Consider the following 21855-nt stretch of genomic DNA (forward strand, 5'->3'; position numbering starts at 1 on the left):
ATGGGGTGGATGCTGGGTAAAACGGGATAGTAGACTGCCGTCGGGCGCTCATCTTGCCCGGTGAAAGTACCGCGTGGTGGCCGGCTGGCCACCATGTAGGGTGGGAGGAATTACAGTGATGACTCAAAATAACTGGATACGCTCGGTTCTGCTACGGTTGAGCAAACTGGAAGCTGCAAACGCATCCCAACAACGATCCTGATAACTCAGGCCTGACGCGCTACAAATTCCAGCACTTCATCGACGTGACCCGCTACCTTCACGCCTCTCCATTCTTTCACCAATTGACCGTTAGCGTCAATCACAAACGTACTGCGTTCGATACCGCGCACGGTCTTGCCGTACATTTGCTTCATCTTCATGACGCCGAACTGCTGGCAGACGGCTTCTTCAGGGTCGGAAATCAGTTCAAACGGCAGGCCCAGTTTGGTTTTGAAGCCTTCGTGCGAACGCAGGGAATCGCGGCTGACGCCATAGATCTCGGCGCCGGCCTCGAGGAACTGCTCATGCAGGTCGCGGAAGGCCATGTTCTCGGTGGTGCAGCCTGGGGTGTTGTCCTTCGGGTAGAAGAACAGCACGGTGTAGCGCGCCGGGCGGCCGCCCAGTTCAAAGGTCTGGCCGCTGGTCATGGGGGCGGAAAAATTGCTTACTACGTCAGCCACAGGCGTCTCCTGAAGGGTTTAGGCGAGGGCGGCGCCCTGGATGATCAGCTGGCCCGAACGTCCCGGCAGCTCGCCCCAGGTGATGGGACAAACAGGCATCGGCAGGTGCTGGATCTTCTGATAGTAGTCGGCCATCGACGCCAGTTGGTATCCCTGCGCTTGCCATCCTGCCAATAACTGCTCGAAGATGGGGGCGAGTTTCTGGCCTTCAAGTTCTGCGTGCAAAGTATAAACGTGGTCGCGCGTGGCGCCCGCAGTCAGCTTGAGCAGGAAGGCGGCGATGTTGGCAGTGCTGATGGTGACGCCATCGATCTCGCAACCGAGGATTTCGTCCAGCGTTGGCAGGGTGGTCGGCATCTGGATGTGCTTGAGCACCTTGGCGCCGTCGGACAAACGGTGCGGACCGTTGGCTGGATTGGCCAGCGAGCCGTCGGGGTTCAGCACGCAGCGGCCGTCGGAGGCGTAGCCGTAGCCGGCGCTGTCATGCTCGGCGAAAGCGCCGTTATTCATCTGCCAGCCGGCGGCGCCGTGGGTGCGCGGGGCCACGCCGAACACTTGCGTGAAACGGGCGGCGGCCTTGCGCATCATGGCTTGCGACCAGCCAGCGTCGCGCTTGGCGACGTTGTCTTGCCAGAGGACGTGGTCCCAGGTGTGGATGCCGCATTCAAAGCCGGCATCCTGCACGGCGCGCATTTCAGCGGCGCAGTTTTTGCCAATGTCCGGGCCGGGCAGCAGCACGCCGTACATCAGGGTTTTGAAGCCGTAATGCTCTACCACCGAGGTGCGCGAGACCTTGCTGAAAAAGCCGGGACGCAGCGCGCGGCGCATCGCCCAGCCGGTGTGGTCTTTACCGAGCGAGAACAGGAAGGTTGCGCCAGCCTGGTGCGCTTTCAACATACGTACCAGGTTGGGAACGCCTTCACGGGTGCCGCGGTAGGTGTCGACGTCGATCTTCAACACCATCAGTGGTTTATTGACCAATGCTTAGTCCACCAGTTTCTGCGCTTCGGCTACCTGGCTGCGGTAGGCGTCGAAGATTTTCTTCAGGGCGTCGGCCATGGTGGTGGTCGGTTTCCAGTTCAGCTCTTCGCAGGTGTTGGTGATCTTCGGCACGCGGTTTTGCACGTCCTGGTAGCCCGAACCGTAGTACGCGCCCGAGGTGGTCTCAACGATCTTGACCTTGGCTGCGCCGTCGGCGTACTCAGGGTACTTAGGCGCCAGTTCCAGCATCATGTTGGCCAGTTCGCGGATCGAGTAGTTGTTGACCGGGTTACCGATGTTGTAGATCTTGCCGGTCGCCGCGCCGTTCTTGTTCTCGATGATTTTCATCAGTGCGTCGATGCCGTCGTCGATGTCGGTGAACGCGCGTTTTTGCGCGCCGCCATCCACCAGCGAGATGTTCTCGCCACGGACGATGTGGCCGAAGAACTGGGTCACCACGCGCGACGAACCTTCTTTCGGGGTGTGGATCGAATCCAGACCAGCGCCAATCCAGTTGAATGGACGGAACAGGGTGAAGTTCAGGCCTTCCATGCCGTAGCCCCAGATCACGCGGTCCATCAGCTGCTTGGCGTTGGAGTAGATCCAGCGCGGCTTGTTGATCGGGCCGCAGATCAGTTCCGAGTTCTCAGGATCGAACTCTTCGTCGTGGCACATGCCATACACTTCCGAGGTCGATGGGAATACCAGGTGCTTGCCGTACTTGGCAGCCGAACGCACGATAGGCAGGTTGGCTTCGAAGTCCAGTTCAAACACGCGCAGTGGCGCTTTGACGTAGGTCGACGGGGTAGCGATCGCCACCAGCGGCAGGATCACGTCGCACTTCTTGACGTGGTATTCCACCCATTCCTTGTTGATGGTGATGTCGCCTTCGAAGAAGTGCATGCGCGACTTGTAGGATTCATTTTCCAGCAGGTCGGTGATACGGTCGGTGCTCATGTCCATACCGTACACGTGCCAGTCGGTGGTTTCCAGAATGCGCTTCGACAGGTGGTGGCCGATAAAGCCGTTAACGCCCAGGATGAGTACTTTTTTCATGTTGTGGTTTCCAAAGAATGTTCTTATGCCGCCAGGCGGGCTTGTAATTGTTGGGCAGTGACCGGTACACCGTCTGCCGTCAGTGCAGAAATCGTCAGCGCGCGACCATCGCCGCACACGCCAAAGATGCAATTATCTACCACGGTCAAGCCTAGTGGCAAACTGCGACAAAAATCGTTGCTTAAATGATCACGGAAGCGGGCGCGTTCGATCACGTAGCGCACCCCGCCGACGTCGGTAAAAGCGCCTGGATACGGCGGCGCCACGGCACGGTGCAGGTTGTACACCTGCTGGGCCGGCTGGCTCCAGTCGATGCGGCCATCTTCCGGCTTGCGGCCGCTGAAATAGCCGCCCTTGCTCAGGTCGTTGTGCCGACGCACCGCCGTGCCGCCCAGCAGCGACGGCAGCACACGCCACAGCGCCTGCTCGGCCGCGACCTGCACTTTGCCGAATACTTCGTGCGCGGTGTCGTCCGGCAGGATCGGCACTTCCATCTGCGAGACAATGGCGCCGGCGTCCGGCTTGACAGTCATTTCATGCAGGGTGGCGCCGGTTTCGGTAGCGCCGTGCAGCACCGCCCAGTTGACCGGCGCGCGGCCGCGGAATTCCGGCAGCAGCGAACCGTGCATATTGAAAGCCGGCGCTACCGCCAGTAGTTCGGCTGGCAGCATGTTGCGGTAGTAGAAGCTGAACATCAGGTCCGGCTGGACGGCCTTGACCTGCTCCAGCAGCTCCGGCGACTTGGCGTCGGCTGGAGTGATGTAGGGGATGCCCTCGCTTTGGCACAGCGAAATCACCGATTCGAACCAGATGTTTTCGCTGGCGTTGTCTTCATGCGTGACCACCAGCGCGACATCCACGCCGCCGGCCAGCAATACTTTCAAGCAGCGCACACCAACGTTGTGGTAGCCGAAGACGACGGCGCGTTTGCGTGGAGTGAGATCAGTCATGCGGACGGCCCACCGTACGTTTTTCCACGCCCGGTGGCGGCATGTCGATCAGATCTGCCGGCTTCTGCTGCAAGATGGTCTGCACCACGTAGCGCGGACGCGCGCGTACTTGCTGGAAGATACGGCCCACGTACTCGCCCAGCAAACCGATGCCGAACAAGATTACGCCCATGAAGAAGAACGCAATCGCGAACAGGGTGAACAGGCCTTCCGCCTCCGCGCCCAGGAACAGGCGGCGTACCAGCAGCACCGTCACCAGCAGGCCGGAGATGATGGACATCAGCATGCCCATCATGGAATAGAACTGCAGCGGCACCAGCGAGAAGCCGGTGACCAGGTCGAAGTTCAGACGGATCAGGCTGTACAGCGAGTACTTCGATTCGCCGGCTGCGCGCTCTTCGTGCTCGACCATGATTTCAGTCGGGTTGCGCGAGAAGCGGTAGGCCAGCGCCGGCACGAAGGTGTTCACCTCGGCGCACTGGTTGACCAGGTCGATCACATTGCGGCCGTAGGCGCGCAGCATATTGCCCTGGTCGGTGATCTTGATGTTGGTGATGCGCTCGCGCAGCTGGTTCATGGCCTTGGACGCGTAAGTGCGCCACGCCGAATCCTGGCGCTTGCGGCGGATCGAGCCGACGTAGTCGTAGCCTTCGCGCACCTTGGCCACCAGGTTGCCGATTTCTTCCGGCGGATTTTGCAGGTCGGCGTCGAGCGTGATCATGATCTCGCCGCGCGACGCTTCAAAGCCGGCCAAAATCGCCATGTGCTGGCCGTAGTTACCGTTGAACAGCACTACGCGCGTGACGTCCGGGCGCAGGCGGAACTGCTCGGCCAGAATTGACACCGAGTTGTCGCGGCTGCCGTCGTTGATGAACACGATCTCGTAGCTGGTGCCCAGCTTGTCGAGCGCCGGGTACAGGCGGTCGAACAGCGACTGCAGGCCGGCCTGCTCGTTGTAGATCGGGATGACGACGGAAACTTCCGGCTTGGGGTGCATAGTCAGCATCGCGGTCATTTGATCAGGATCGCTTTCACGGCGGCGACCGTGCGGTCGACGTCGGCAGTGGTCATGGCGTAGAACATCGGCAGGGTCACGGTCAGGCGGCCGATCTTCTCAGAGACCGGGAACATGCCTTCCTTGAAGCCGCGTTCGCGGTACATGGTGAACAAATGAATCGGCGCGTAGTGGTAGCCAGTGCCGATGTTGAAGCGGTCTTTCAGCGCGTTCATGAAGTCGGCGCGGGCGGTCGGGCCGGTGTCCGGCAGGATGATCTGGAACAGGTGGTAGTTGCTGCTGTCGAAGGCTTGCAGCGGCAACTGCGCGCCGGACTGGGCTTCGAAATCAGCGCCAAACTGCTCGTAGTAGCGGCGTGCCAGCGCGCGGCGGTGCGCGGTGATCTTTTCAATATTGGCGAACTGGCCCAGGCCGATGGCGGCCATGATGTCGCTCATATTGTATTTGCCGCCCAGGACGTCGACGTCGATGCCGTCCACGCCGCTGCGGGTCACGCCTTGCAGGCGATACTTCTCGGCCAGCTTGGCTTCTTCCAGATTGTTCAGGACCAGTGCGCCACCTTCGCCGGTGGTGATGTTCTTGTTGGCCTGGAAGCTGAACGAGATGAAGTCGCCAAACGCACCGATGCGCTGGCCTTTCCATTCCGAGCCAAAGGCTTGCGCCGCATCTTCCACCACGCGCAGATTGTGCTTTTTGGCGATGGCGTACAGGCGGTCCATGTCGACCGGCAGGCCGGACAGGTAGACCGGGATGATGGCCTTGGTGCGCGGGGTGATCGCTGCTTCCAGCTTGTCGAGGTCAATGTTGCGGGTGATCGGGTCGATATCGGCAAACACCGGCGTGGCGCCCACTTCGATGATGACGTTGGCCGTGGCGACCCACGAAATCGGGGTGGTGATCACTTCATCGCCAGCACCGATGCCGGCGATGCGCAGCGCGATCTCCATGGTGCAGGTGCCGGAGTTGAAGGTGCGGACCGGACGGCCGCCGAAGTATTCCGACATCTGGGCTTCAAACGCGGCCACTTTCGGGCCGCTGGTAATCCAGCCCGAACGCAGGACTTCGCCGACGGCGGTAATGGTGGCCTCGTCTATCGTAGGCTTGGAAAAAGGCAGGAAGGGCAGGTCACTCATGAGGTGGTGTGCTCGCTAGTATTTTTGTAATAAATCGTATGGGCGCAATTCTAAAGTGTTCGTCAGGTACGCGCCAGCCACGCCACGCCCGCCAGGATGACGAAAATGGCAAGCAGACGCTGCACCGACAACGCTTCGCCGAACAGGTACCAGGCGCCGAAAGCCGTGACCACGTAGCCCAGCGACAGCATAGGGTACGCTACGGACACATCGACGCGCGACAGCGCAATAATCCACAGCACCACTGACAGCACATAGCAAGTCAGCCCGCCGATAATGGGCAACTGGGTGGCAACGCGCCAGCCGACGCTGAACAGATTGTTCAAGGTCAGGTGGATTTCGCCGACGTTGCGGGCGCCGGCCTTCAGCAGCAGCTGGGCTACCGCATTCAGCAGCACGCCGGTGACAATGAAACTAAAAGTTGCAATATTCATCTTGATGGTTTTATTCATTACAGATTGGTAATGACCAGGCGGCGGGTGTCTTCCGCTACCACGCGCATGGTCACGCCCTTGGCCTTGAGGGTCTCATAGGCTTCGTTGCTGATGATGGCCAGCGCCTTGACGTTGTCGGCACTGTGCTGCTGCCACTGGGCGACGAAGCCGTCCAGCGTCGGGATCGACAGCTCCGGCTGCTGGCGCAGGCCGAAGGTGAACTCGTCCCAGTAGTCGACCAGGATCACGGTACGCTTCAGGTAGAAGGTCATCGACTGTTCGTAGGTGGCCACCGAGTAGATCTTGGTGTCCGGCTTCAGTTCCGGCAGCATTTTCATCGCCAGCGCTTTACCGGCGCGCATTTTGCCGTACGGTTCAAAGCCGGTCAGGATCAGTTGCACCGACAGGAAGCCGGCGATGGCCAGCGTCAGCACGCTGAGGTCGCGGCGCAGTTGACGCGCATGCAGCAGCGCCAGCGCGCCGCCGGCGGTGGCGATGATGGCGGCGGTCAGCACCCACGGCTGGTAGGCTTCCAGCAGCACGCGTTCTTCCGGATGCCGCACTGCCATGTGGGCCATCTGCGGCACGGCGGCCAGGCCGGCTACGCCGACCACGATCAGCAGGCCGGCGGCGATGGTGCGCTGCAGGCGCGAAGCGTTTTCCAGGTAGACCGCGCTCAGCATGGCCATTGCCGGGAAAACCGGCAGGATGTAGCCCGGCAGCTTGGAGCTGGAGTAGCTGAAGAAGAAGGTGATGAACACAACCCAGATCACCAGCATCAGCTTGGGCTGGAACACGGCCTGCTGCTCGCGCTTGACGCCGTTGAGCAGCGCTTGCGGCGCCACGCCCAGCCATGGCATCAGGCCCGGGATCAGCATGACCAGGAAGTAGTACCAGGCGCCTTCACGGTGGTGGGTCTTGAGGAAGAAGCGTTCCCAGTGTTCATGGATGAAGAAGAAGTGCGGCTGCTCCGGGTTCTTCAGGGCCACCAGCACAAACCATGGCGTGGCGATGGCGAAGAACAGCAGCAGGCCTTTGCCGAGATGCAGGCGCTTCCAGATGGCGAGGTCGCGCGACAGGGCGCTGTACAACACCAGCACCGCGCCCGGCAGCACCAGGCCGATCAAGCCCTTGGCCAGCACCGCCAGCGCCATGCCGGCCCAGCAGACCAGCATCCAGTTGCGTTGTTCGGATGGCGTGGCGCCGTCGTGCTGGGCGATTACCAGGCCGCACAGGGCGATGGTCATCATGCCCGACAAGCTCATGTCCAGCGAATCGATCTGGCCGGAAGCGACCCAGAACAGGCTGGAGCCCAGTACCAGTGCGGCGTAGAAGCCGGCACGGGCGCTGAACACGCGGCTTGCGGCGTAGCCGGTGAAGATCACGCCGCCCAGGCCGCACAGGCCGGTCCACAGGCGCGCCTGCCACTCGCCGTAGCCGAACAGGCCGAACGACAGGGCGTTCATCCAGGTTTGCAGTGGCGGCTTCTCGAAGTATTTGATGCCGTTCAGGCGGGTGGTGATCCAATCGCCATTGGCCCACATCTCGCGCGCCATTTCAGCGTAGCGGCCCTCATCAGGCGGCACCAGCGTGCGGATGCCCAGCACGTACAGCCACACGATGGTGAATACCGCCAATAGTCCCCAGACGAATTTTTTAGAGTTATACAGGTCGTTCATCAGGCGCTTTTGCCCTCGTTAGCGTCGATTACCAGGGCCAGCGTGACCTTGCGGCCCTCGCCCATCAGGATGTTGTAGGTGCGGCAGGCGGCCTGGCTGTCCATGCATTCCACGCCAATGCGGCGCATGGTCAGCGCGGCGGTCAGCTTGGGATGGATGAAGCGCTGCTTGGCGCCGGTGCCGAGGATGACCACGTCCGGGCTGTCCTGACCGATCAGGTCGAAGTGCTCCACGGTCAGGGCTTCAAACGAGGGCGCATTCCACGCGCGCGCGGGAGTTTCCGGCAGCACGATCAGGCTGTAGTTGTAGCGCTCGGCATTGATTTCGACCCCGGTTTCATCGTAGCCGGTGACAGTCTGGTATTTCTGGGTATCGCTTTGGTGGAGCTTCATGGCAGGAAACGGTATTTAAACGGCAAAAGAAGCATCATTGTAGCGTTTTAAAGATGAAAGGTTGATTAAATCAAGGCCTTTCGGCAGAATGGTTCTTTTCGCATTGCAGCACGGGCCGGCGCCGGGTGTTTTGGCAGGTCAGAGAAGTTTGCCTTACATAAACAGGATTTTATTTTGCGACCGATTCAAAAATCGAACAAACTGGCGGAGGTCTGCTACGAGATCCGCGGTCCGGTGCCAGAAAAAGCCCGGCAAATGGAGGAAGAAGGCCATAAGATCACCAAGTTGAATATTGGCAATCTGGCCGTATTCGGCTTCGATCCGCCGGACGAGATCGTGCAGGACATGAAAATCAACCTGTCCAATGCGGCCGGCTATACCGACTCCAAGGGCATGTTTGCGCCGCGCAAGGCGGTGATGCACTACACCCAGGGCAAGAATATCCGCGGCGTGGCTATCGACGACATCTACCTCGGCAACGGCGCCTCCGAACTGATCGTGATGTCGATGAACGCGCTGCTCAACAACGGCGACGAAGTGCTGGTGCCGGCGCCCGACTATCCGCTGTGGACTGCGGCGGTCAGCCTGTCCGGCGGCAAGCCGGTGCACTATATCTGCGACGAGCAGCAGGACTGGTATCCGGATATTGAAGACATGCGCCGCAAGATCACGCCGAACACGCGCGCGATCGTGGTGATCAACCCGAACAATCCAACCGGCGCGTTGTACCCGGTCGAGCTGCTGCTGCAGATCATTGAGCTGGCGCGCCAGCACGACCTGATCATCTACGCTGATGAAATCTACGACAAGGTGCTGTATGACGGCGCCCAGCACGTGTCGATCGCCTCGCTGGCGGACGATCTCCTGTTTGTGACCTTCAACGGTCTGTCGAAAAATTACCGCGCCTGCGGCTACCGTTCCGGCTGGATGGTGGTGTCGGGCGAAAAATCGCACGCAAAAGATTACATTGAGGGCCTCAACATGCTGGCCTCGATGCGCTTGTGTGCCAACGCGCCGGGGCAGTTTGCGATCCAGACTGCACTCGGCGGCTACCAGTCGATTGACGACCTGGTAGCACCGGGCGGGCGCCTGTTGAAGCAACGCGATTTGGCTTACCAGCTGCTGTCCGAGATTCCGGGCGTTAGCGTGGTCAAGCCGAAAGCGGCGCTGTACATGTTCCCACGCCTCGATCCGAAGATTTATCCGATCGCGGATGACCAGCAATTCGCATATGAGCTGCTGGCCGAAACCAAAGTGCTGATCGTCCAGGGCAGCGGCTTCAACTGGATCGCGCCGGATCACTTCCGCGTCGTGTTCCTGCCGAACTCGGACGATATGGTGGAAGCTTTTGGCCGCATGGCCAAGTTTATGGAAAGCTACCGCAAGCGCCACGGCGCCAGCTTCTAAGTACCGATAAGTACCGATCTCTGGAAACACGAATATGAAACCAATCAAAGTAGGCCTGTTAGGCGTCGGCAATGTCGGCGGTGGTACGTTTGACGTACTGGAACGCAACCAGGAAGAAATCCGCCGCCGCGCCGGCCGCAACATCGAAGTAGTGGCCGTCTCGGCCCGCAACCTCGAGCGCGCTAGGACGCGCACCGGCGGCAAAGTGGCCGTGGTGGCGAATCCAATGGACATCGTCAACGACCCGGAAATCGATATCGTCGTCGAACTGATCGGCGGCTACGAGCAGGCGCGCGAGCTGGTGCTGAAGGCGATTGAAAACGGCAAGCACGTGGTCACCGCCAACAAGGCGCTGCTGGCCGTGCACGGCAACGAGATTTTCGCCGCAGCGCAAGCCAAGGGCGTGATGGTCGCGTTTGAAGCGGCTGTAGCCGGCGGCATCCCGATTATTAAAGCGCTGCGCGAAGGTCTGACCGCCAACCGCATCGACTGGCTGGCCGGCATCATCAACGGCACCACCAACTTCATCCTGTCCGAGATGCGCGACAAGGGCCTGGATTTCGCCACCGCGCTGAAGCAGGCACAGGAACTGGGCTACGCTGAAGCCGACCCGACCTTCGACATCGAAGGCGTGGACGCGGCGCACAAGGCCACCATCATGTCGGCGATTGCCTTTGGTATTCCGGTGCAGTTCGACAAGGCGCACGTGGAAGGCATCTCCAAGCTGAACGCCGTGGACATCCGCTACGCTGAACAGCTGGGCTACCGCATCAAGCTGCTGGGCATCGCCAAGCGCGCCAAGGTCAACGGCAAGGAAGGCGTGGAGCTGCGCGTGCACCCGACCCTGATTCCATCGAAGCGCCTGATCGCCAATGTGGAAGGCGCGATGAACGCCGTGCTGGTGCAGGGCGACGCTGTTGGCGCCACGCTTTACTACGGCAAGGGCGCAGGCTCGGAGCCGACTGCGTCGGCCGTGATTGCGGACCTGGTGGACATCACCCGCCTGGCCACCGCAGATCCTGAGCACCGCGTACCGCACCTGGCGTTCCAGCCGAACGAGATGACCAACATCGAGATCCTGCCGATGTCGGAAGTCACCACCAGCTACTACCTGCGCATGAACGTGAGCGACCAGCCGGGCGTACTGGCCGACCTGACGCGCATCCTGGCCGATGCTGGCATCTCGATCGACGCCATGCTGCAGAAGGAACCGGCGGACGGCGAAACCCGCACCGACATCATCTTCCTGACGCACCAGACGCAGGAGAAACACGTCACTGCTGCCATCGCCAAGATGGAAGGCCTGTCGACCGTGTGCGGCGCCGTCACCAAGATCCGTTTGGAAAACCTGAGCTAAGACTTGCGCTAAGCCCAGACGTAAAAAAGCCGGGCAGTGTCTACGCACACTGCCCGGAAAAAGGGGTTAACGGAGCGGCTACTACTAGCTGCTGCCTACTTCGAAGCGACGGTCAGTTCGCTTTTCACTTCCTTCACACCCGGCACAGCCGACGCCACCTGGATAGCCTTGGTGCCTGCATCCGTGCTGGCCACGGTACCACTCAGCGTTACCACACCGTCAGCGGTGGTCACGCCAATTTGCTTTTGATCAGTCAACGAAGCCTTGATCTTGCTGGTGATTGCTTCATCGGCGGTCGCGCTGCTGGTTTTGGCCGCGCCAGCCAAGGCACCTTCCTGCTGGGCCAAGGCGGCGCCGGTTGCGCTCAGGGCGGCTGCGGCGATCATCAGGCGGGCGATCAGTTTGTTGATGGTCATGATGTGCTTCCTTATTTTCAGTTGAGGGTACACACCTCTTTGCAAACTGCGTGCCAGGAAAATTTAACCTTAATATTCAACGACTTATATTTATCTTTCGGCCATGTTGCCGAAAATGGGCAGGAATTTGTCGGGAAACGGCGACACGAACCTGCCGCCGTAAGCTAAGTCATTGATTTTTAAGCGGTTCGTCTTGTCGCTCGATGGCGACATCGCCCCGGAACAAGCTGGCGTCCAGCTCGTGCTTTTGCAGCAGGCGGTAGAACTCTGTGCGGTTGCGCTCGGCCAGTCGGGCGGCGTCGGCCACGTTGCCGTCGGTGAGTTTGAGCAGCTGTACCAGGTAATTGCGCTCGAAGCGGCGGCGCGCCTCGGTGTAGCTCAATACCTCCAGCGAGGGTACGCGCAAGGCCCGCTGCACCAGCGACAAGGGCACCAGCGGCGCTGTCGCCAGCGCGCAAACATGCTCGACCACGTTGTACAGCTGGCGTACATTGCCGGGCCAGGCCGAGGTGGTCAGTGCTTCCAGCGCATCCGGTGCAAAGCCGCGTACGGTCTTGTCGTATTTGCTGGCCAGCGATTGCAGGAACTGGGTCGCCATCGGCGCGATATCTTCGCGACGCTGTGCCAGCGGCGGCAAGGTCAGCGTGATGACGTTGAGGCGGTAGTACAAGTCTTCGCGGAACTGGCCTTCGTGCATGGCGGCGTCGAGGTCGCGGTGGGTAGCGGACAAGATGCGCACATCGACTGGCCGTCCCACATCCGAGCCCAGCTGGCGTACTACGCGCTCTTGCAGCACACGCAGCAGCTTCACTTGCAGCAGCAAGGGCATGTCACCAATTTCGTCGAGGAATAGGGTGCCGCCGTCTGCCGCTTGCAGCAAGCCTTCGCGGCTGGACAGCGCGCCAGTGTAAGCGCCTTTGACGTGGCCGAATAATTCCGATTCCAGCAGCGCCTCCGGAATCGCCCCGCAGTTGACGGCGATGAAGGGCGCTTTGGCGCGGCGGCTGGCGCGATGGATGGCTTGGGCCAGCAGCTCCTTGCCGGTGCCGCTTTCGCCGCGTATCAAAATGCTGGCGTCGGAGGCGGCCACCAGGCGCGCTTCGGCCAGCAGTTCGTCCATGCACTGGCTGCGGCTGATGATGGCGGCGCGCCATTGCTCATCGCCGTCGGTAGTACGTGCGGCTGGCGCTGCCAGGCTCAGCGCTTGAGCGATGCGTTCCAGCAGCAGCTTGGCGTCGAATGGCTTGGTCAGGTAGGCGTAAGCGCCGAGGGTGGTAGCTTCCACCGCATCTGGAATGGTGCCGTGCGCGGTCAGCAGGATCACCGGCAGGGCAGGATGGCTGCGGCGGATTTCCTGGAACAGCGCCATGCCGTCGCGGTCCGGCAGGCGGATGTCGCTGATTACCAGACGCGGTAGCTCTATCGATAGCCGCGCCAATGCAGCCTCGGCGCTGCCAACGGCAGTGACGCGGTAGCCGTTGGCGCTCAGGCGCATCGAGAGCAGGCGCAGCAGATCGTCGTCGTCATCGACCAGCAGCAGGTGCGCGCCTAGCCCTTGTTGCGGGCTCATTTGTTCACCTGCGGCGGCGGCGGTGTGGGCGTCGGCGTCGGGCGGACTGGCAGCGTGCGCTCGATGGTTTTCAGCGCTTCCAGCGTTTCGTTGAGCTGGTCGATACGGCGCTGGTTTTCCTTTTGTTGCGTGGCCAGCTTGTCGGCATGGTCGGCCACGCGGCGCGTTTCGGCGCAGTTGCTGGACAGCAGTTGCGCCAGCGGGCGGAGCGGCGCGGTGTCGGCATCGGTCGAACTAGCGATGCCGTCGAGCAGGGCTTGGGCGCGCGCGAGGTCGCCGCTGCCGCGTGTCAGCATCAACACCATGCCCATTTGCAGCGCCACGCGCGGACTGCGCTGTTGCAGGCCGAGGCCGCTCAATTCCTTCAGCAGCTCGCCCTGGCTCATGCGCCGCAACGATTGGTGATAGCTGAGCAGCGGGCCGATTTCATCGGGCGGCGCTGGCTGCGTGACGATTTGCACCAGCGGCGGTGGCGGTGGTGGCGGTTCCGGCGCCGGCTTGGGCGGGTTCACGGTGCAGGCGGCCAGCAGGCAGGCCAGCACCAACCAACAGAGATTAGCTTTCATAAGGCAGTTCAATCCGGAATAGCGCACCCCGTTCGGAGCGCAGTAGTTGTAAAACGCCGCCATGCGCGGCGACATATTCATGCACGATGGACAGGCCAATGCCGTTGCCGCGCCGCGCGCCGGGCGGCTGGCGCTGTCCCTGGTAGAACGGTTCAAAGATGCGGGCCGCATCCTCGGCCGCCACGCCCGGTCCCTGGTCGCTGCATTCCAGCAGCAGCTTGCCGTTCAGTTCGCCGAGGCGGAAGCTGATCAGGCCGTTGGTCGGACTGAAGCGCACGGCGTTGGACAGCAGGTTGCCCACCACCGTTGCCATCTTGTCGGCATCGACGGCGATGGGGCTGGCCTGGCCTTCGGTCACCACCGTCAGTTGTGCTGCTTGCCACTGCAGGCGCTGGCCCTCGATGGCTTGCGCCAGCAGGTTGTTCATATCGACCGGCTGGCGCTGCAGGCGCTGGGCGTCGAAGGCGGCGGCGTTGTAGCGCAGCAGCGCCTCGATCTGCGACTGCAAGGCCACCGTGTTCTGGTTAAGGATGGCGGCAATCTCGCGCTGGTCGGGCGACAGCTCGCCGGCCACGCCGTCCTCCAGCAAGGCTACGCCTTCGCGCAGCGCCGCCAGCGGCGTCTTCAGCTCGTGCGAAATGTGGCGCAGGAAGCGCGCCTTGTCCGCTTCAAGGTCGGCCAGCCGCTGGCGCAGCCAATTCAGCTGCTGGCCGACGCGCTGCAAATCGTTCGGGCCGCGCACGGCGATGGGCTGGTCGTAGCGGTTCTCGCCCAGCGTATCGATGGCCTGCTCGATTTGCGCCAGCGGCCGCGATAGCCACAGGCCGACGCCGCCCGCCAGCAGCGCGCCCAGCACAATGGAGGCTATCACTTGCGCCTTCAGCACAGCGCGCCGCTGGTCCAGCTCGGTGAGCAGCTCGCCGTTGCGGCGATCGACTTCCTGTTTGACTTCGTCGGCCAGCAACTGGTTCACTGCCGGCAGCGCCGCCAGCACTTTTTCCAGCTGCTGGCGGGCTGCGCTGCGCTGGCGCGGCGGCGTTTGCAAGATGTCCCACGCTTGCTGGCCGGACTGGCGCCAGCGCTCGAACAGCGAGGCCGGCGTGTAGGGCAGGGCTGCGGCGACTTCGTCGAGCGAGGCTTGCGCGTCGCGCCAGGTGTCGGCGTAGCGCTTGAGGAAGGCAGGATCGTCCAGCACCAGGTATTGGCGTGCGCTGCGGCTCATGGCGACACTGCGTTCGGCCAGTTGCTGGGTGTGTTCGGTGAGGGCCAGTGCGTGGCGTCCGCTGTCGCGGCTGTGGGCAGCCAGCCGGTCCAGCGTCCACAGCGCGTGCAGCGAAGCGGCGCTGAGCAGCACGGCGATCAGCAGGAAGACGCCCAGCAGCAGCTGCCGAAACGACAGTTTCGTAAGCATCGTCTAGGTAGAAATAGGCTAAGTTGATCAAATCATATGGCTAAATAGCCGCGATGGCCTGTACGATTGGCCGGAACTTGTTGCCTTCCGCTACGGGTTTCGATTACGCTGGATTCTCCGGGGCAAGGGAGGCGTTATGTCGAATTTGTTGAACAGGCTGTCGATCCGTAACAAGCTGCTGCTGAGCATGGCGTTCTGCCTGCTGCTGTTTGGCGCCATCTCGGCGACGCTGAGCGTGGTCATGACCGGCAATACCATCCGCCAGCGCGTCATCACGCAGGAGCTGCCGGCCGAGGTGGGCGAGATCCGTAACGATATCCAGCGCCAGATCACCGTGCCGCTGGCTGCAGCCAGCGCCATCGCCGCCAACACCTTTTTGCTGAACTGGGAAAAAGCCGGCCTGCCCGACGAGGGACAGGCGGCGTGGAAGGCCTACGCCGAAAACATCCGCAAGCTGACCGGCGCGGCGTCGGTGTCGTGGGTGTCGGCGGCCACTGGCAAATACTTCGATCACAACGGTTACAAGCGCACGCTGGACAAGGGCGCTTCCGGCGATCAGTGGTTCTACGGCTTCCTCGCCACCGGCAAGCCGTACACGCTCAATCTGGACAAGGAAGTCGGCAGCGCGACCTACAACGTGTTCGTCAACACGCGCTTCGATGCCGGCGACGGCAAGATCGGCACCACCAGCGTGGGGCTGGCGGTGGATAAGCTGGCCGAGACCATTCGCGGCTACAAGGTCGGGCAGTCCGGCTTTGTGTATCTGGTGCGGCAGAACGGCACGCTGATTATCCATCGCGACGCGGCGCTGGCCGATGGCAAGCACAATATGAAAGACCTGCCTGGCTTTGACGCGGCGCTGATCGGCAAGCTGCTGGGATCCGATCGCTACACCAGCGACAGCTATTCCGCACCGGACGGCAAGCGGCTGGTGGCCGCGTCGTTTGTGCCGGAGCTGAATATGTACGTGATTGCGGAGGTGCCGGAGGCCGAGGTGCTGGGGCAGGTCACGCGTTCGCTCACGGTGTCGGCGCTGATTGGTGGACTGGTGGGCGGCGGTATCGGCTTGTTCGTGGTGTATCTGGTGAGTGCGGCGATTGCTGCGCCGGTGGCGCGCGCGGCGCAGATGCTGGGCGAGATCGCCGACGGCAATGGTGACTTGAGCCGCCGTATGCCGGTCGAAAGCCAGGATGAACTGGGCGCGCTGGCGGATGGCTTTAACCGCTTCGTTGCGTCGCTCAATAACACTATCCGTAAAGTGCGCGATAGCACGGAAACGATAGCCACGGCGTCCAGCGAAATCGCCAGCGGTAACCTGGACCTGTCGGCGCGCACCGAGGCGCAGGCCTCCAGCCTTGAGCAGACGGCATCGGCGATGGAACAGCTGACGGCCACCGTGAACCAGAATGCCGACAACGCGCAGCAGGCCAACCAGCTGGTGCAGTCGGCGGCGGGCATTGCATCGGAAGGTGGCGCGGTGGTGGGGCGCGTGGTGCAGACGATGGAGTCGATCAAGGATAGCTCGCGCAAGATTGTCGACATCATTGGCGTCATTGATGGCATTGCGTTCCAGACCAATATCCTGGCGCTGAATGCTGCGGTGGAAGCGGCACGTGCCGGCGAACAGGGACGCGGCTTTGCGGTGGTAGCATCGGAAGTGCGCACGCTGGCGCAGCGCTCGGCCAGTGCGGCCAAGGAGATCAAGGAGTTGATCAACGACTCGGTGGAGAAGGTCGATGCCGGTAGCAAGCTAGTGGACGAAGCCGGAGCGACCATGAGCAAAGTGGTGACCTCGGTGCAGCAGGTGACCGGCATCATGGGCGAGATTGTGGCAGCGAGCCGCGAACAGAGTTCGGGCATCGCACAAGTCAATCTGGCCGTTACCGATATCGACGGCACTACGCAGCAGAACGCGGCGCTGGTGGAGCAGGCCGCCGCCGCTGCAGGATCATTGCAGGAGCAGGCGGCTAATCTTCAGCAGGTGGTCAGCGTGTTTAAACTGGATGACGCTCGCCGATAGGATTATTGCGCCGGGCCGACGTCCATGCCGTCGTAGGATTCCAGCTGCTGTTCTTCGGCGAACTTGTAGAAATCCTGGTTGCGGGCGTGCAGGGTGTCGACCGTGTGCTTTTCGACTTTTTCAATGTGCAGCCACCACAGCGCGGCATTGCCGGCTTCCGGCTTGGAGTCGTAGATGCCGACGAACTGGTAGCCCTTGGCCTGCAGCGCGGTCGCTGCAGCTTCCAGCTTGGCCTTGTCGGCATCGGCAAAGAAATACCCCCACAGCAGCGGCTTGGTGATATCCCACGGGGCGTTTTGCTTCATGTCGGCGAACAGCGCGACCATTTCTTCTTTGGTAATCATTTCTTGATCCTTGACGGTTAGGCCGCTATTTTACCGCGCCGAAGGAGATGCGTACTTTCAGGCCGTTGCTGGTGGAGGCGTCTTCCAATGTGATGGCGGCGTTGTGCAGGGTGGCGATGTCGCGCACGATGGCGAGACCGAGACCATGTCCGGCCGGATTGATTTCCATCGTGGCGGTGGCGCGGTAGAAGGGAGCGAAGACGCGCTCTCGTTCCGTTGCTGCGATGCCCGGACCGCTGTCTTCGATTTCCAGCGTGGTGCCGTTGGCATCTTCTATCACGCGCAGGATGACGGCTCCGCCTTGTGGCGTGTAGCGCAGGGCGTTGTCGACCAGGTTGGCCAGCATTTCGTGTAGAAGCAGGGCTTGGCCTTGCACTATGCCTTCTTGGTCGGCTTCCAGCGAGAGGTCGATGTTTTTGTTGACGGCGGCGATGGCCTGCTCAAGGCCGACCTGGCGCGCGGTCTCGCGCAGTGAGACTGGCGTGGTGCTGTCCTCTGCACGGTGTTCGATGCGTGCCAGCGTGAGCAAGCGGTTAGCCAGGTTGACGGTGGAGTCGGTGGTGTTAGCCATGCTGCGGACGATTTCTCGCAGTGCGTCCGGATCGTTGCTGGCTTTGTCGCATTCGCGCAGTGCTAGTTCGGCTTGCGTCTTCAAGACGGTCAGCGGCGTGCGTAATTGATGCGAGGCGTCGGCGATGAAGCGGCGCTGGCTGTTGATCAGCATGTGCATGCGCGAGCGGGAGCTGTTCAAGGCAGCGACCAGCGGGCGCACTTCCTTGTGCACCAGCGTTGGATCGACGTCGGAGGCGTCGTTCGGGCCGCGCGTTTCGACGGCGATTTTCAGGCGCATCAGCGGTTGCAGCACGAGGCGCACGGCGAACCACACCAGCAGCGCCACTGCGGCCAGCAGCAAGGCTTGCCACAGCAGGGTGTCGAACAGGATTTTGTTGGAGAGTACGCGGCGGGCTTCCAGCGTTTCGCCGACTTGTATCAGCGCGATGCCGCGCATGGAGTCGTCGTACACCGGCTGCAGCAGCGCGGCGATGCGCACCGGCTGGCCGTTGTAGTTGGCGTGGTAAAAGCGCACCAGCGCCGGATAGGCTTCCGAGCGCGGCACGTTGGCCGGTACCGGCGGCAGGTCGCCGTAGCCCGAAACGGTTTCGCCGGTGATGTCGGTTACTTTGTAGTAGATGCGGCCCAGCGTATCGGTTTCGAAGCTGTCCAGCGCGACGTAAGGCACGTCGGCTACCACTTTGCCTTCGACTACGGAGACGCGTTCGGCTAGCGCGCGGGTGGAGGCCAGCAGGGAGCGGTCGTAGGCGGTATCGGCGGCGTCCAGCGCGTTGCGGTAGACCGAGAAGGTGTTGAGTGCGACCAGTATCAGCAAGGGGCCGAGCAGCCATCGCAGCAGCTGTCCGCGCAAGCTGCCCGGCGCGGCGCCGGGGCCGATGCCGAGGCGGCGGGCGAGGGCGGGCAGCAGCGGCATGCCAGTTAAGCCGCGCCGCCCGGCGTGGCTGGGGCGCCGACTGCGGAGCGAGGCTGTAGCAGGTAGCCGATGCCGCGCAGGGTGGTGATGACGGCGGCGTCGGGGCCGGGAATGTCGAGCTTTTTGCGGACGCGGTGGATGTACAGGTCTATCGCATCGATGCCGGCGTCATCGCCCAGCGAGAACACTTCATCGAACAGCTTTTCCTTCGAGACCGCGCGGCCGGTACGTGTGATCAGCGTCTCCAGCACCGCATGCTCGCGCGGCGTCAGCGCCATTGCATTGCCGGCGTAGCTGAACATACGCGTCACGGTATCGAAACTCAGCGCGCCGCAGTTGTGTACCACCGTGCTGCCGCCGCTGCGGCGCAGCAGCGCTTTCACGCGCGCCTCCAGTTCCGCCAGTTCGAACGGCTTGGCCAGGTAATCGTCCGCGCCGAGATTCAGCCCCTGCACACGGTCCTCCAATCCGCCGCGCGCGGTTAAAATCAGCACTGGCGTTTTGCCGCGCGGGCCGCCGCGTGCGCGCAGGCGCTTGAGCACATCCAGTCCATCCATGCGCGGCAGGGTGAGATCGAGGATCACCAGCGCGTAATCCTGGGTGTGCAGCAGGGCGTCCGCATCTGCGCCGTTGTCGGCGCATTCCACCGCGAGGTTGGCGTCGCGCAGGGCTTTGGCCAGCCAATGCTGCAATTCAGTGTGGTCTTCTACTAACAGTATGCGCATGAGGACTTGCCAGTTCGTTCAAATAAGTGCAGGGTAAGGCCAGCATCATGGCCCTGGCGCGCAGAAAAGGGAAGTCCCCGCCGCGCTTGTGGTCAGCAGGAGACATTGAAAGGCAATTGAAAGATTGACGCTCCTATAGTGGCAGCACTGATTGAGAAATCAGGCACACATAAAACTATATCTGGAGACAATTCATGAAGAAATCCTCCTTGGCCCTCGCGGTCATGGCATTGTTCGCGGCCGCCGGTAGCGTACAGGCCCAATCCAACGTGCAGGTTTACGGCCTGCTGGACGTTGGCATGGAGACCGCCAACAACCAGAGCCCAACCGGCGGCAGCATGACCCGCGTGATCTCCGGCGGCATGAACACTTCGCGCTGGGGCCTGCGCGGCAGTGAAGACCTGGGCGGCGGCCTGAAAGCCGTCTTCAATCTAGAAGGCGGCATCCTGATGGACACCGGCGCACAAGACGGCGCGCTGTTCAAGCGCCAGGCCAACGTCGGCCTGGAAGGCGCATATGGCCGCGTGGTGGTGGGCCGCTCGTTCACCACCGTGTACGACACCGTCATCGCGTTCGATCCGATGGGCTTTGCGCCGTTCTATTCGTGGGCCACTTCCGGCCCGGCCACCGGCCCAAGCAAATACGGTTTCACCACCCAGTACGACAACATCATCAAATACGCAGGCAGCTTTGGCGACTGGAAGGTCGGCGCCAACTATGCGGCCGGTGAACAAACCACCGGTGCGCAAGACAGCGCCAAGACGGGTTTCAGCACGGTCTACAAACTGGGTGACGTCAACCTGATGGCAACCTGGGAACGCAATAACGGCAACACCGTGGTCGCCACCGGCAACCGTGACAAGAACACCGTATGGCACGTCGGCGGCATGTATGAAACCGGTCCGTTCAAGATGTGGGCCGTGGTGCGTGACTACAAACTGGTTGCGGGCAAAGCGCTCACCGCTGATGTCGACGCAACTACCACGTGGGCCGGCCTTGCGTACAAAACCGGCGGCGCAACCACGCTGACCGGCGCGGTCTACCACGTCAACGTGAAGAACGTTGCTGCCGGCAAGGACGCCGACCCGACCATGTATGTGGCGCGCTATCGCTACGCGCTGTCCAAGCGCACCGACCTGCACGTGACCGCAGCCTACGCCAAAGCCAAGAACGGCCAGCTCACCGGCCTGTCGCGCGACGACGCCGGCTATGGCACCAACCAGCATGGCCTGACCATCGGCATGCAGCACCGCTACTGATGATGAAAACCTTGCTGCTCCTTATCTGCGCGTTGTGTTTCGGCGCGGCGGCCCAGGCGGCGGGACTGGAATGCATCGTGCCGTCCAAACCGGGTGGCGCGATGGACCTGACCTGCAAGCTGGCGCAAAAAGGTTTGGCGGGTCTGCAAGACACGCCGAATGCGCCGCCGTCCGATATGCACATCACGTATCTGCCGGGCGGGATCGGTGCAGTGGCGTGGCACTCGCTGGTGTCGCGCCGCCGCACCGAGCCGAATACGCTGGTAGCGTTTTCCGGCGGCTCGCTGCTGAATCTCGCGCAGGGCAAGTTCGGCAAGGTGAAATCATCTGATGTGCGCTGGGTGGCGGCGCTGGGCGCGGACTACGGCATGATCGCCGTGCGTGCCGACTCGCCGTACAAAACGCTGCGCGACCTGGTCGCGGCACTGAAAGCCAATCCGGAGAAGGTGCTGATCGGCGTGTCCGGCACCATCGGCAGCCAGGATTGGCTGAAGATGGCGCTGCTGTCGAAGAGCGCCGGTCTCGATCCAAAAGCGCTGCGTTTCGTGGCGCTGGAAGGCGGCGGCGAAGCCTTCACCGCGATGCACGCCAACTTCGTGCACGTGGTCTCGGGCGACGCCAGCGAGGCGACGCTGTACGCGGCGAGTGGCAACACCCGCGTGCTGGCAGTGCTGTCCGAGCAGCGCTTACCCGGCGTGCTAGCTAACGTGCCGACTGCGCGCGAGCAGGGCTTCGATGTGGTGTGGCCCATCATTCGCGGCGTGTGGATGGGGCCCAATGTGCCTGATCAAGACTACCGGCGCTGGGTCGCGCACTTCGACCGGGTGCTGGCCAGTCCGCAGTTTGCGCAGATGCGCGCCACTTCGGGCTTGTATCCCTTTGGGCTGACCGGCGATGCGCTGGCGGTCTATGTCAAGAAAGCCGTGGACGACTACGGCAAGCGTGCCGCCGAACTAGGCCTGGTGCGCTAAACACTCAAAAAACTGGAGATT

21 protein-coding genes are annotated in these 21855 nt (G+C 62.0%); 5 read left to right on the forward strand and 16 right to left on the reverse strand.

Going from position 1 to position 21855, the window contains the following annotated elements; genetic code table 11:
- Nucleotides 1-206: 206 nt before the first annotated feature.
- From GTP46_RS23885 to GTP46_RS23925, 9 genes are all read right to left on the reverse strand, one after another.
- Nucleotides 207-662 (reverse strand): peroxiredoxin, encoded by a 456-nt coding sequence (locus GTP46_RS23885; protein ID WP_161009131.1) that lies wholly within the window; start codon nucleotides 660-662, stop codon nucleotides 207-209.
- Nucleotides 663-680: 18 nt separating this feature from the next.
- Nucleotides 681-1625: a polysaccharide deacetylase family protein gene (locus GTP46_RS23890; protein WP_161009231.1), complete on the reverse strand. Its 945-nt coding sequence runs from the start codon at nucleotides 1623-1625 to the stop codon at nucleotides 681-683.
- A 21-nt stretch (nucleotides 1626-1646) separates the two neighbouring features.
- Nucleotides 1647-2699 (reverse strand): bifunctional UDP-4-keto-pentose/UDP-xylose synthase, encoded by a 1053-nt coding sequence (locus GTP46_RS23895; protein WP_161009132.1) that lies wholly within the window; start codon nucleotides 2697-2699, stop codon nucleotides 1647-1649.
- 23 nt (nucleotides 2700-2722) lie between these two features.
- Nucleotides 2723-3649 carry a formyltransferase gene (locus tag GTP46_RS23900; RefSeq protein WP_161009133.1) on the reverse strand — a complete coding sequence of 309 codons (927 nt, stop codon included), beginning with the start codon at nucleotides 3647-3649 and terminating at the stop codon, nucleotides 2723-2725.
- On the reverse strand, nucleotides 3642-4664 hold the full coding sequence (locus GTP46_RS23905) for a glycosyltransferase (protein WP_371869740.1): 1023 nt from the start codon (nucleotides 4662-4664) through the stop codon (nucleotides 3642-3644). Before GTP46_RS23905 ends, GTP46_RS23900 begins: the two co-directional genes overlap by 8 nt.
- Nucleotides 4661-5797: a DegT/DnrJ/EryC1/StrS family aminotransferase gene (locus GTP46_RS23910; RefSeq protein ID WP_161009134.1), complete on the reverse strand. Its 1137-nt coding sequence runs from the start codon at nucleotides 5795-5797 to the stop codon at nucleotides 4661-4663. The genes GTP46_RS23905 and GTP46_RS23910 overlap by 4 nt, the downstream gene beginning before the upstream one ends.
- Nucleotides 5798-5859: 62 nt before the next feature.
- Nucleotides 5860-6231 (reverse strand): SMR family transporter, encoded by a 372-nt coding sequence (locus GTP46_RS23915; RefSeq protein ID WP_161009233.1) that lies wholly within the window; start codon nucleotides 6229-6231, stop codon nucleotides 5860-5862.
- A 17-nt stretch (nucleotides 6232-6248) separates the two neighbouring features.
- Nucleotides 6249-7910 (reverse strand): glycosyltransferase family 39 protein, encoded by a 1662-nt coding sequence (locus GTP46_RS23920; protein ID WP_161009135.1) that lies wholly within the window; start codon nucleotides 7908-7910, stop codon nucleotides 6249-6251.
- Nucleotides 7910-8302 carry an Mth938-like domain-containing protein gene (locus GTP46_RS23925; RefSeq protein ID WP_161009136.1) on the reverse strand — a complete coding sequence of 131 codons (393 nt, stop codon included), beginning with the start codon at nucleotides 8300-8302 and terminating at the stop codon, nucleotides 7910-7912. Before GTP46_RS23925 ends, GTP46_RS23920 begins: the two co-directional genes overlap by 1 nt.
- Before the next feature lie 174 nt (nucleotides 8303-8476).
- Between GTP46_RS23925 and GTP46_RS23930 the strand changes: the two genes are divergently transcribed.
- Both GTP46_RS23930 and GTP46_RS23935 read left to right on the forward strand, forming a co-directional pair.
- Nucleotides 8477-9709 carry a pyridoxal phosphate-dependent aminotransferase gene (locus tag GTP46_RS23930; protein ID WP_161009137.1) on the forward strand — a complete coding sequence of 411 codons (1233 nt, stop codon included), beginning with the start codon at nucleotides 8477-8479 and terminating at the stop codon, nucleotides 9707-9709.
- A gap of 34 nt (nucleotides 9710-9743) precedes the next feature.
- Nucleotides 9744-11066, forward strand: a complete 1323-nt coding sequence (locus GTP46_RS23935) for a homoserine dehydrogenase (protein ID WP_161009138.1) — start codon at nucleotides 9744-9746, stop codon at nucleotides 11064-11066.
- A 95-nt stretch (nucleotides 11067-11161) separates the two neighbouring features.
- Here GTP46_RS23935 and GTP46_RS23940 read toward each other — a convergent pair whose 3' ends face one another.
- The 4 genes from GTP46_RS23940 to GTP46_RS23955 form a co-directional block, all read right to left on the reverse strand.
- Complete coding sequence (locus GTP46_RS23940) at nucleotides 11162-11482, reverse strand: BON domain-containing protein (RefSeq protein ID WP_161009139.1); 321 nt, start codon at nucleotides 11480-11482, stop codon at nucleotides 11162-11164.
- A 169-nt stretch (nucleotides 11483-11651) separates the two neighbouring features.
- Nucleotides 11652-13052, reverse strand: coding sequence for a sigma 54-interacting transcriptional regulator (locus GTP46_RS23945; RefSeq protein ID WP_161009140.1), 1401 nt, complete (start codon nucleotides 13050-13052; stop codon nucleotides 11652-11654).
- The gene (locus tag GTP46_RS23950) at nucleotides 13049-13618 is read right to left on the reverse strand and encodes a hypothetical protein (protein ID WP_161009141.1); all 570 of its coding nucleotides are present in this window, start codon (nucleotides 13616-13618) and stop codon (nucleotides 13049-13051) included. Before GTP46_RS23950 ends, GTP46_RS23945 begins: the two co-directional genes overlap by 4 nt.
- Nucleotides 13608-15029 carry a sensor histidine kinase gene (locus GTP46_RS23955; protein WP_161009142.1) on the reverse strand — a complete coding sequence of 474 codons (1422 nt, stop codon included), beginning with the start codon at nucleotides 15027-15029 and terminating at the stop codon, nucleotides 13608-13610. Before GTP46_RS23955 ends, GTP46_RS23950 begins: the two co-directional genes overlap by 11 nt.
- 136 nt (nucleotides 15030-15165) lie before the next feature.
- Between GTP46_RS23955 and GTP46_RS23960 the strand changes: the two genes are divergently transcribed.
- Nucleotides 15166-17049, forward strand: a complete 1884-nt coding sequence (locus GTP46_RS23960) for a methyl-accepting chemotaxis protein (protein WP_161009143.1) — start codon at nucleotides 15166-15168, stop codon at nucleotides 17047-17049.
- Between the two features lie 2 nt (nucleotides 17050-17051).
- Here the strand turns inward: GTP46_RS23960 and GTP46_RS23965 are convergent, their stop codons facing one another.
- The 3 genes from GTP46_RS23965 to GTP46_RS23975 are packed head-to-tail and all read right to left on the reverse strand — an operon-like array spanning nucleotide 17052 to nucleotide 19604.
- Nucleotides 17052-17393, reverse strand: coding sequence for a ribonuclease E inhibitor RraB (locus GTP46_RS23965; protein ID WP_161009144.1), 342 nt, complete (start codon nucleotides 17391-17393; stop codon nucleotides 17052-17054).
- A 25-nt stretch (nucleotides 17394-17418) separates the two neighbouring features.
- Complete coding sequence (locus tag GTP46_RS23970) at nucleotides 17419-18879, reverse strand: sensor histidine kinase (RefSeq protein ID WP_161009145.1); 1461 nt, start codon at nucleotides 18877-18879, stop codon at nucleotides 17419-17421.
- A 5-nt stretch (nucleotides 18880-18884) separates the two neighbouring features.
- Nucleotides 18885-19604, reverse strand: coding sequence for a response regulator (locus GTP46_RS23975; protein WP_161009146.1), 720 nt, complete (start codon nucleotides 19602-19604; stop codon nucleotides 18885-18887).
- A gap of 194 nt (nucleotides 19605-19798) precedes the next feature.
- Between GTP46_RS23975 and GTP46_RS23980 the strand changes: the two genes are divergently transcribed.
- Entirely contained in the window at nucleotides 19799-20863 is a 1065-nt protein-coding gene (locus tag GTP46_RS23980) for a porin (RefSeq protein ID WP_161009147.1), read from the forward strand.
- Nucleotides 20863-21834, forward strand: a complete 972-nt coding sequence (locus GTP46_RS23985) for a Bug family tripartite tricarboxylate transporter substrate binding protein (protein ID WP_161009148.1) — start codon at nucleotides 20863-20865, stop codon at nucleotides 21832-21834. The genes GTP46_RS23980 and GTP46_RS23985 overlap by 1 nt, the downstream gene beginning before the upstream one ends.
- The last annotated feature ends 21 nt before the right edge of the window (nucleotides 21835-21855 follow it).

It is taken from the genome of Duganella flavida (assembly GCF_009857445.1).
Classification (GTDB): domain Bacteria; phylum Pseudomonadota; class Gammaproteobacteria; order Burkholderiales; family Burkholderiaceae_D; genus Rugamonas; species Rugamonas flavida.

Excerpts from the sequence above, each read along its gene's own strand:
- GTP46_RS23890 (WP_161009231.1), bottom strand. The coding sequence starts at position 1,625 with ATGGTGTTGAAGATCGACGTCGACACCTACCGCGGCACCCGTGAAGGC.
- GTP46_RS23895 (WP_161009132.1), bottom strand. The coding sequence starts at position 2,699 with ATGAAAAAAGTACTCATCCTGGGCGTTAACGGCTTTATCGGCCACCAC.
- GTP46_RS23900 (WP_161009133.1), bottom strand. The coding sequence starts at position 3,649 with ATGACTGATCTCACTCCACGCAAACGCGCCGTCGTCTTCGGCTACCAC.
- GTP46_RS23905 (WP_371869740.1), bottom strand. The coding sequence starts at position 4,664 with ATGACCGCGATGCTGACTATGCACCCCAAGCCGGAAGTTTCCGTCGTC.
- GTP46_RS23910 (WP_161009134.1), bottom strand. The coding sequence starts at position 5,797 with ATGAGTGACCTGCCCTTCCTGCCTTTTTCCAAGCCTACGATAGACGAG.
- GTP46_RS23915 (WP_161009233.1), bottom strand. The coding sequence starts at position 6,231 with ATGAATATTGCAACTTTTAGTTTCATTGTCACCGGCGTGCTGCTGAAT.
- GTP46_RS23920 (WP_161009135.1), bottom strand. The coding sequence starts at position 7,910 with ATGAACGACCTGTATAACTCTAAAAAATTCGTCTGGGGACTATTGGCG.
- GTP46_RS23925 (WP_161009136.1), bottom strand. The coding sequence starts at position 8,302 with ATGAAGCTCCACCAAAGCGATACCCAGAAATACCAGACTGTCACCGGC.
- GTP46_RS23935 (WP_161009138.1), top strand. The coding sequence starts at position 9,744 with ATGAAACCAATCAAAGTAGGCCTGTTAGGCGTCGGCAATGTCGGCGGT.
- GTP46_RS23940 (WP_161009139.1), bottom strand. The coding sequence starts at position 11,482 with ATGACCATCAACAAACTGATCGCCCGCCTGATGATCGCCGCAGCCGCC.
- GTP46_RS23945 (WP_161009140.1), bottom strand. The coding sequence starts at position 13,052 with ATGAGCCCGCAACAAGGGCTAGGCGCGCACCTGCTGCTGGTCGATGAC.
- GTP46_RS23950 (WP_161009141.1), bottom strand. The coding sequence starts at position 13,618 with ATGAAAGCTAATCTCTGTTGGTTGGTGCTGGCCTGCCTGCTGGCCGCC.
- GTP46_RS23955 (WP_161009142.1), bottom strand. The coding sequence starts at position 15,029 with ATGCTTACGAAACTGTCGTTTCGGCAGCTGCTGCTGGGCGTCTTCCTG.
- GTP46_RS23960 (WP_161009143.1), top strand. The coding sequence starts at position 15,166 with ATGTCGAATTTGTTGAACAGGCTGTCGATCCGTAACAAGCTGCTGCTG.
- GTP46_RS23965 (WP_161009144.1), bottom strand. The coding sequence starts at position 17,393 with ATGATTACCAAAGAAGAAATGGTCGCGCTGTTCGCCGACATGAAGCAA.
- GTP46_RS23970 (WP_161009145.1), bottom strand. The coding sequence starts at position 18,879 with ATGCCGCTGCTGCCCGCCCTCGCCCGCCGCCTCGGCATCGGCCCCGGC.
- GTP46_RS23975 (WP_161009146.1), bottom strand. The coding sequence starts at position 19,604 with ATGCGCATACTGTTAGTAGAAGACCACACTGAATTGCAGCATTGGCTG.
- GTP46_RS23980 (WP_161009147.1), top strand. The coding sequence starts at position 19,799 with ATGAAGAAATCCTCCTTGGCCCTCGCGGTCATGGCATTGTTCGCGGCC.
- GTP46_RS23985 (WP_161009148.1), top strand. The coding sequence starts at position 20,863 with ATGATGAAAACCTTGCTGCTCCTTATCTGCGCGTTGTGTTTCGGCGCG.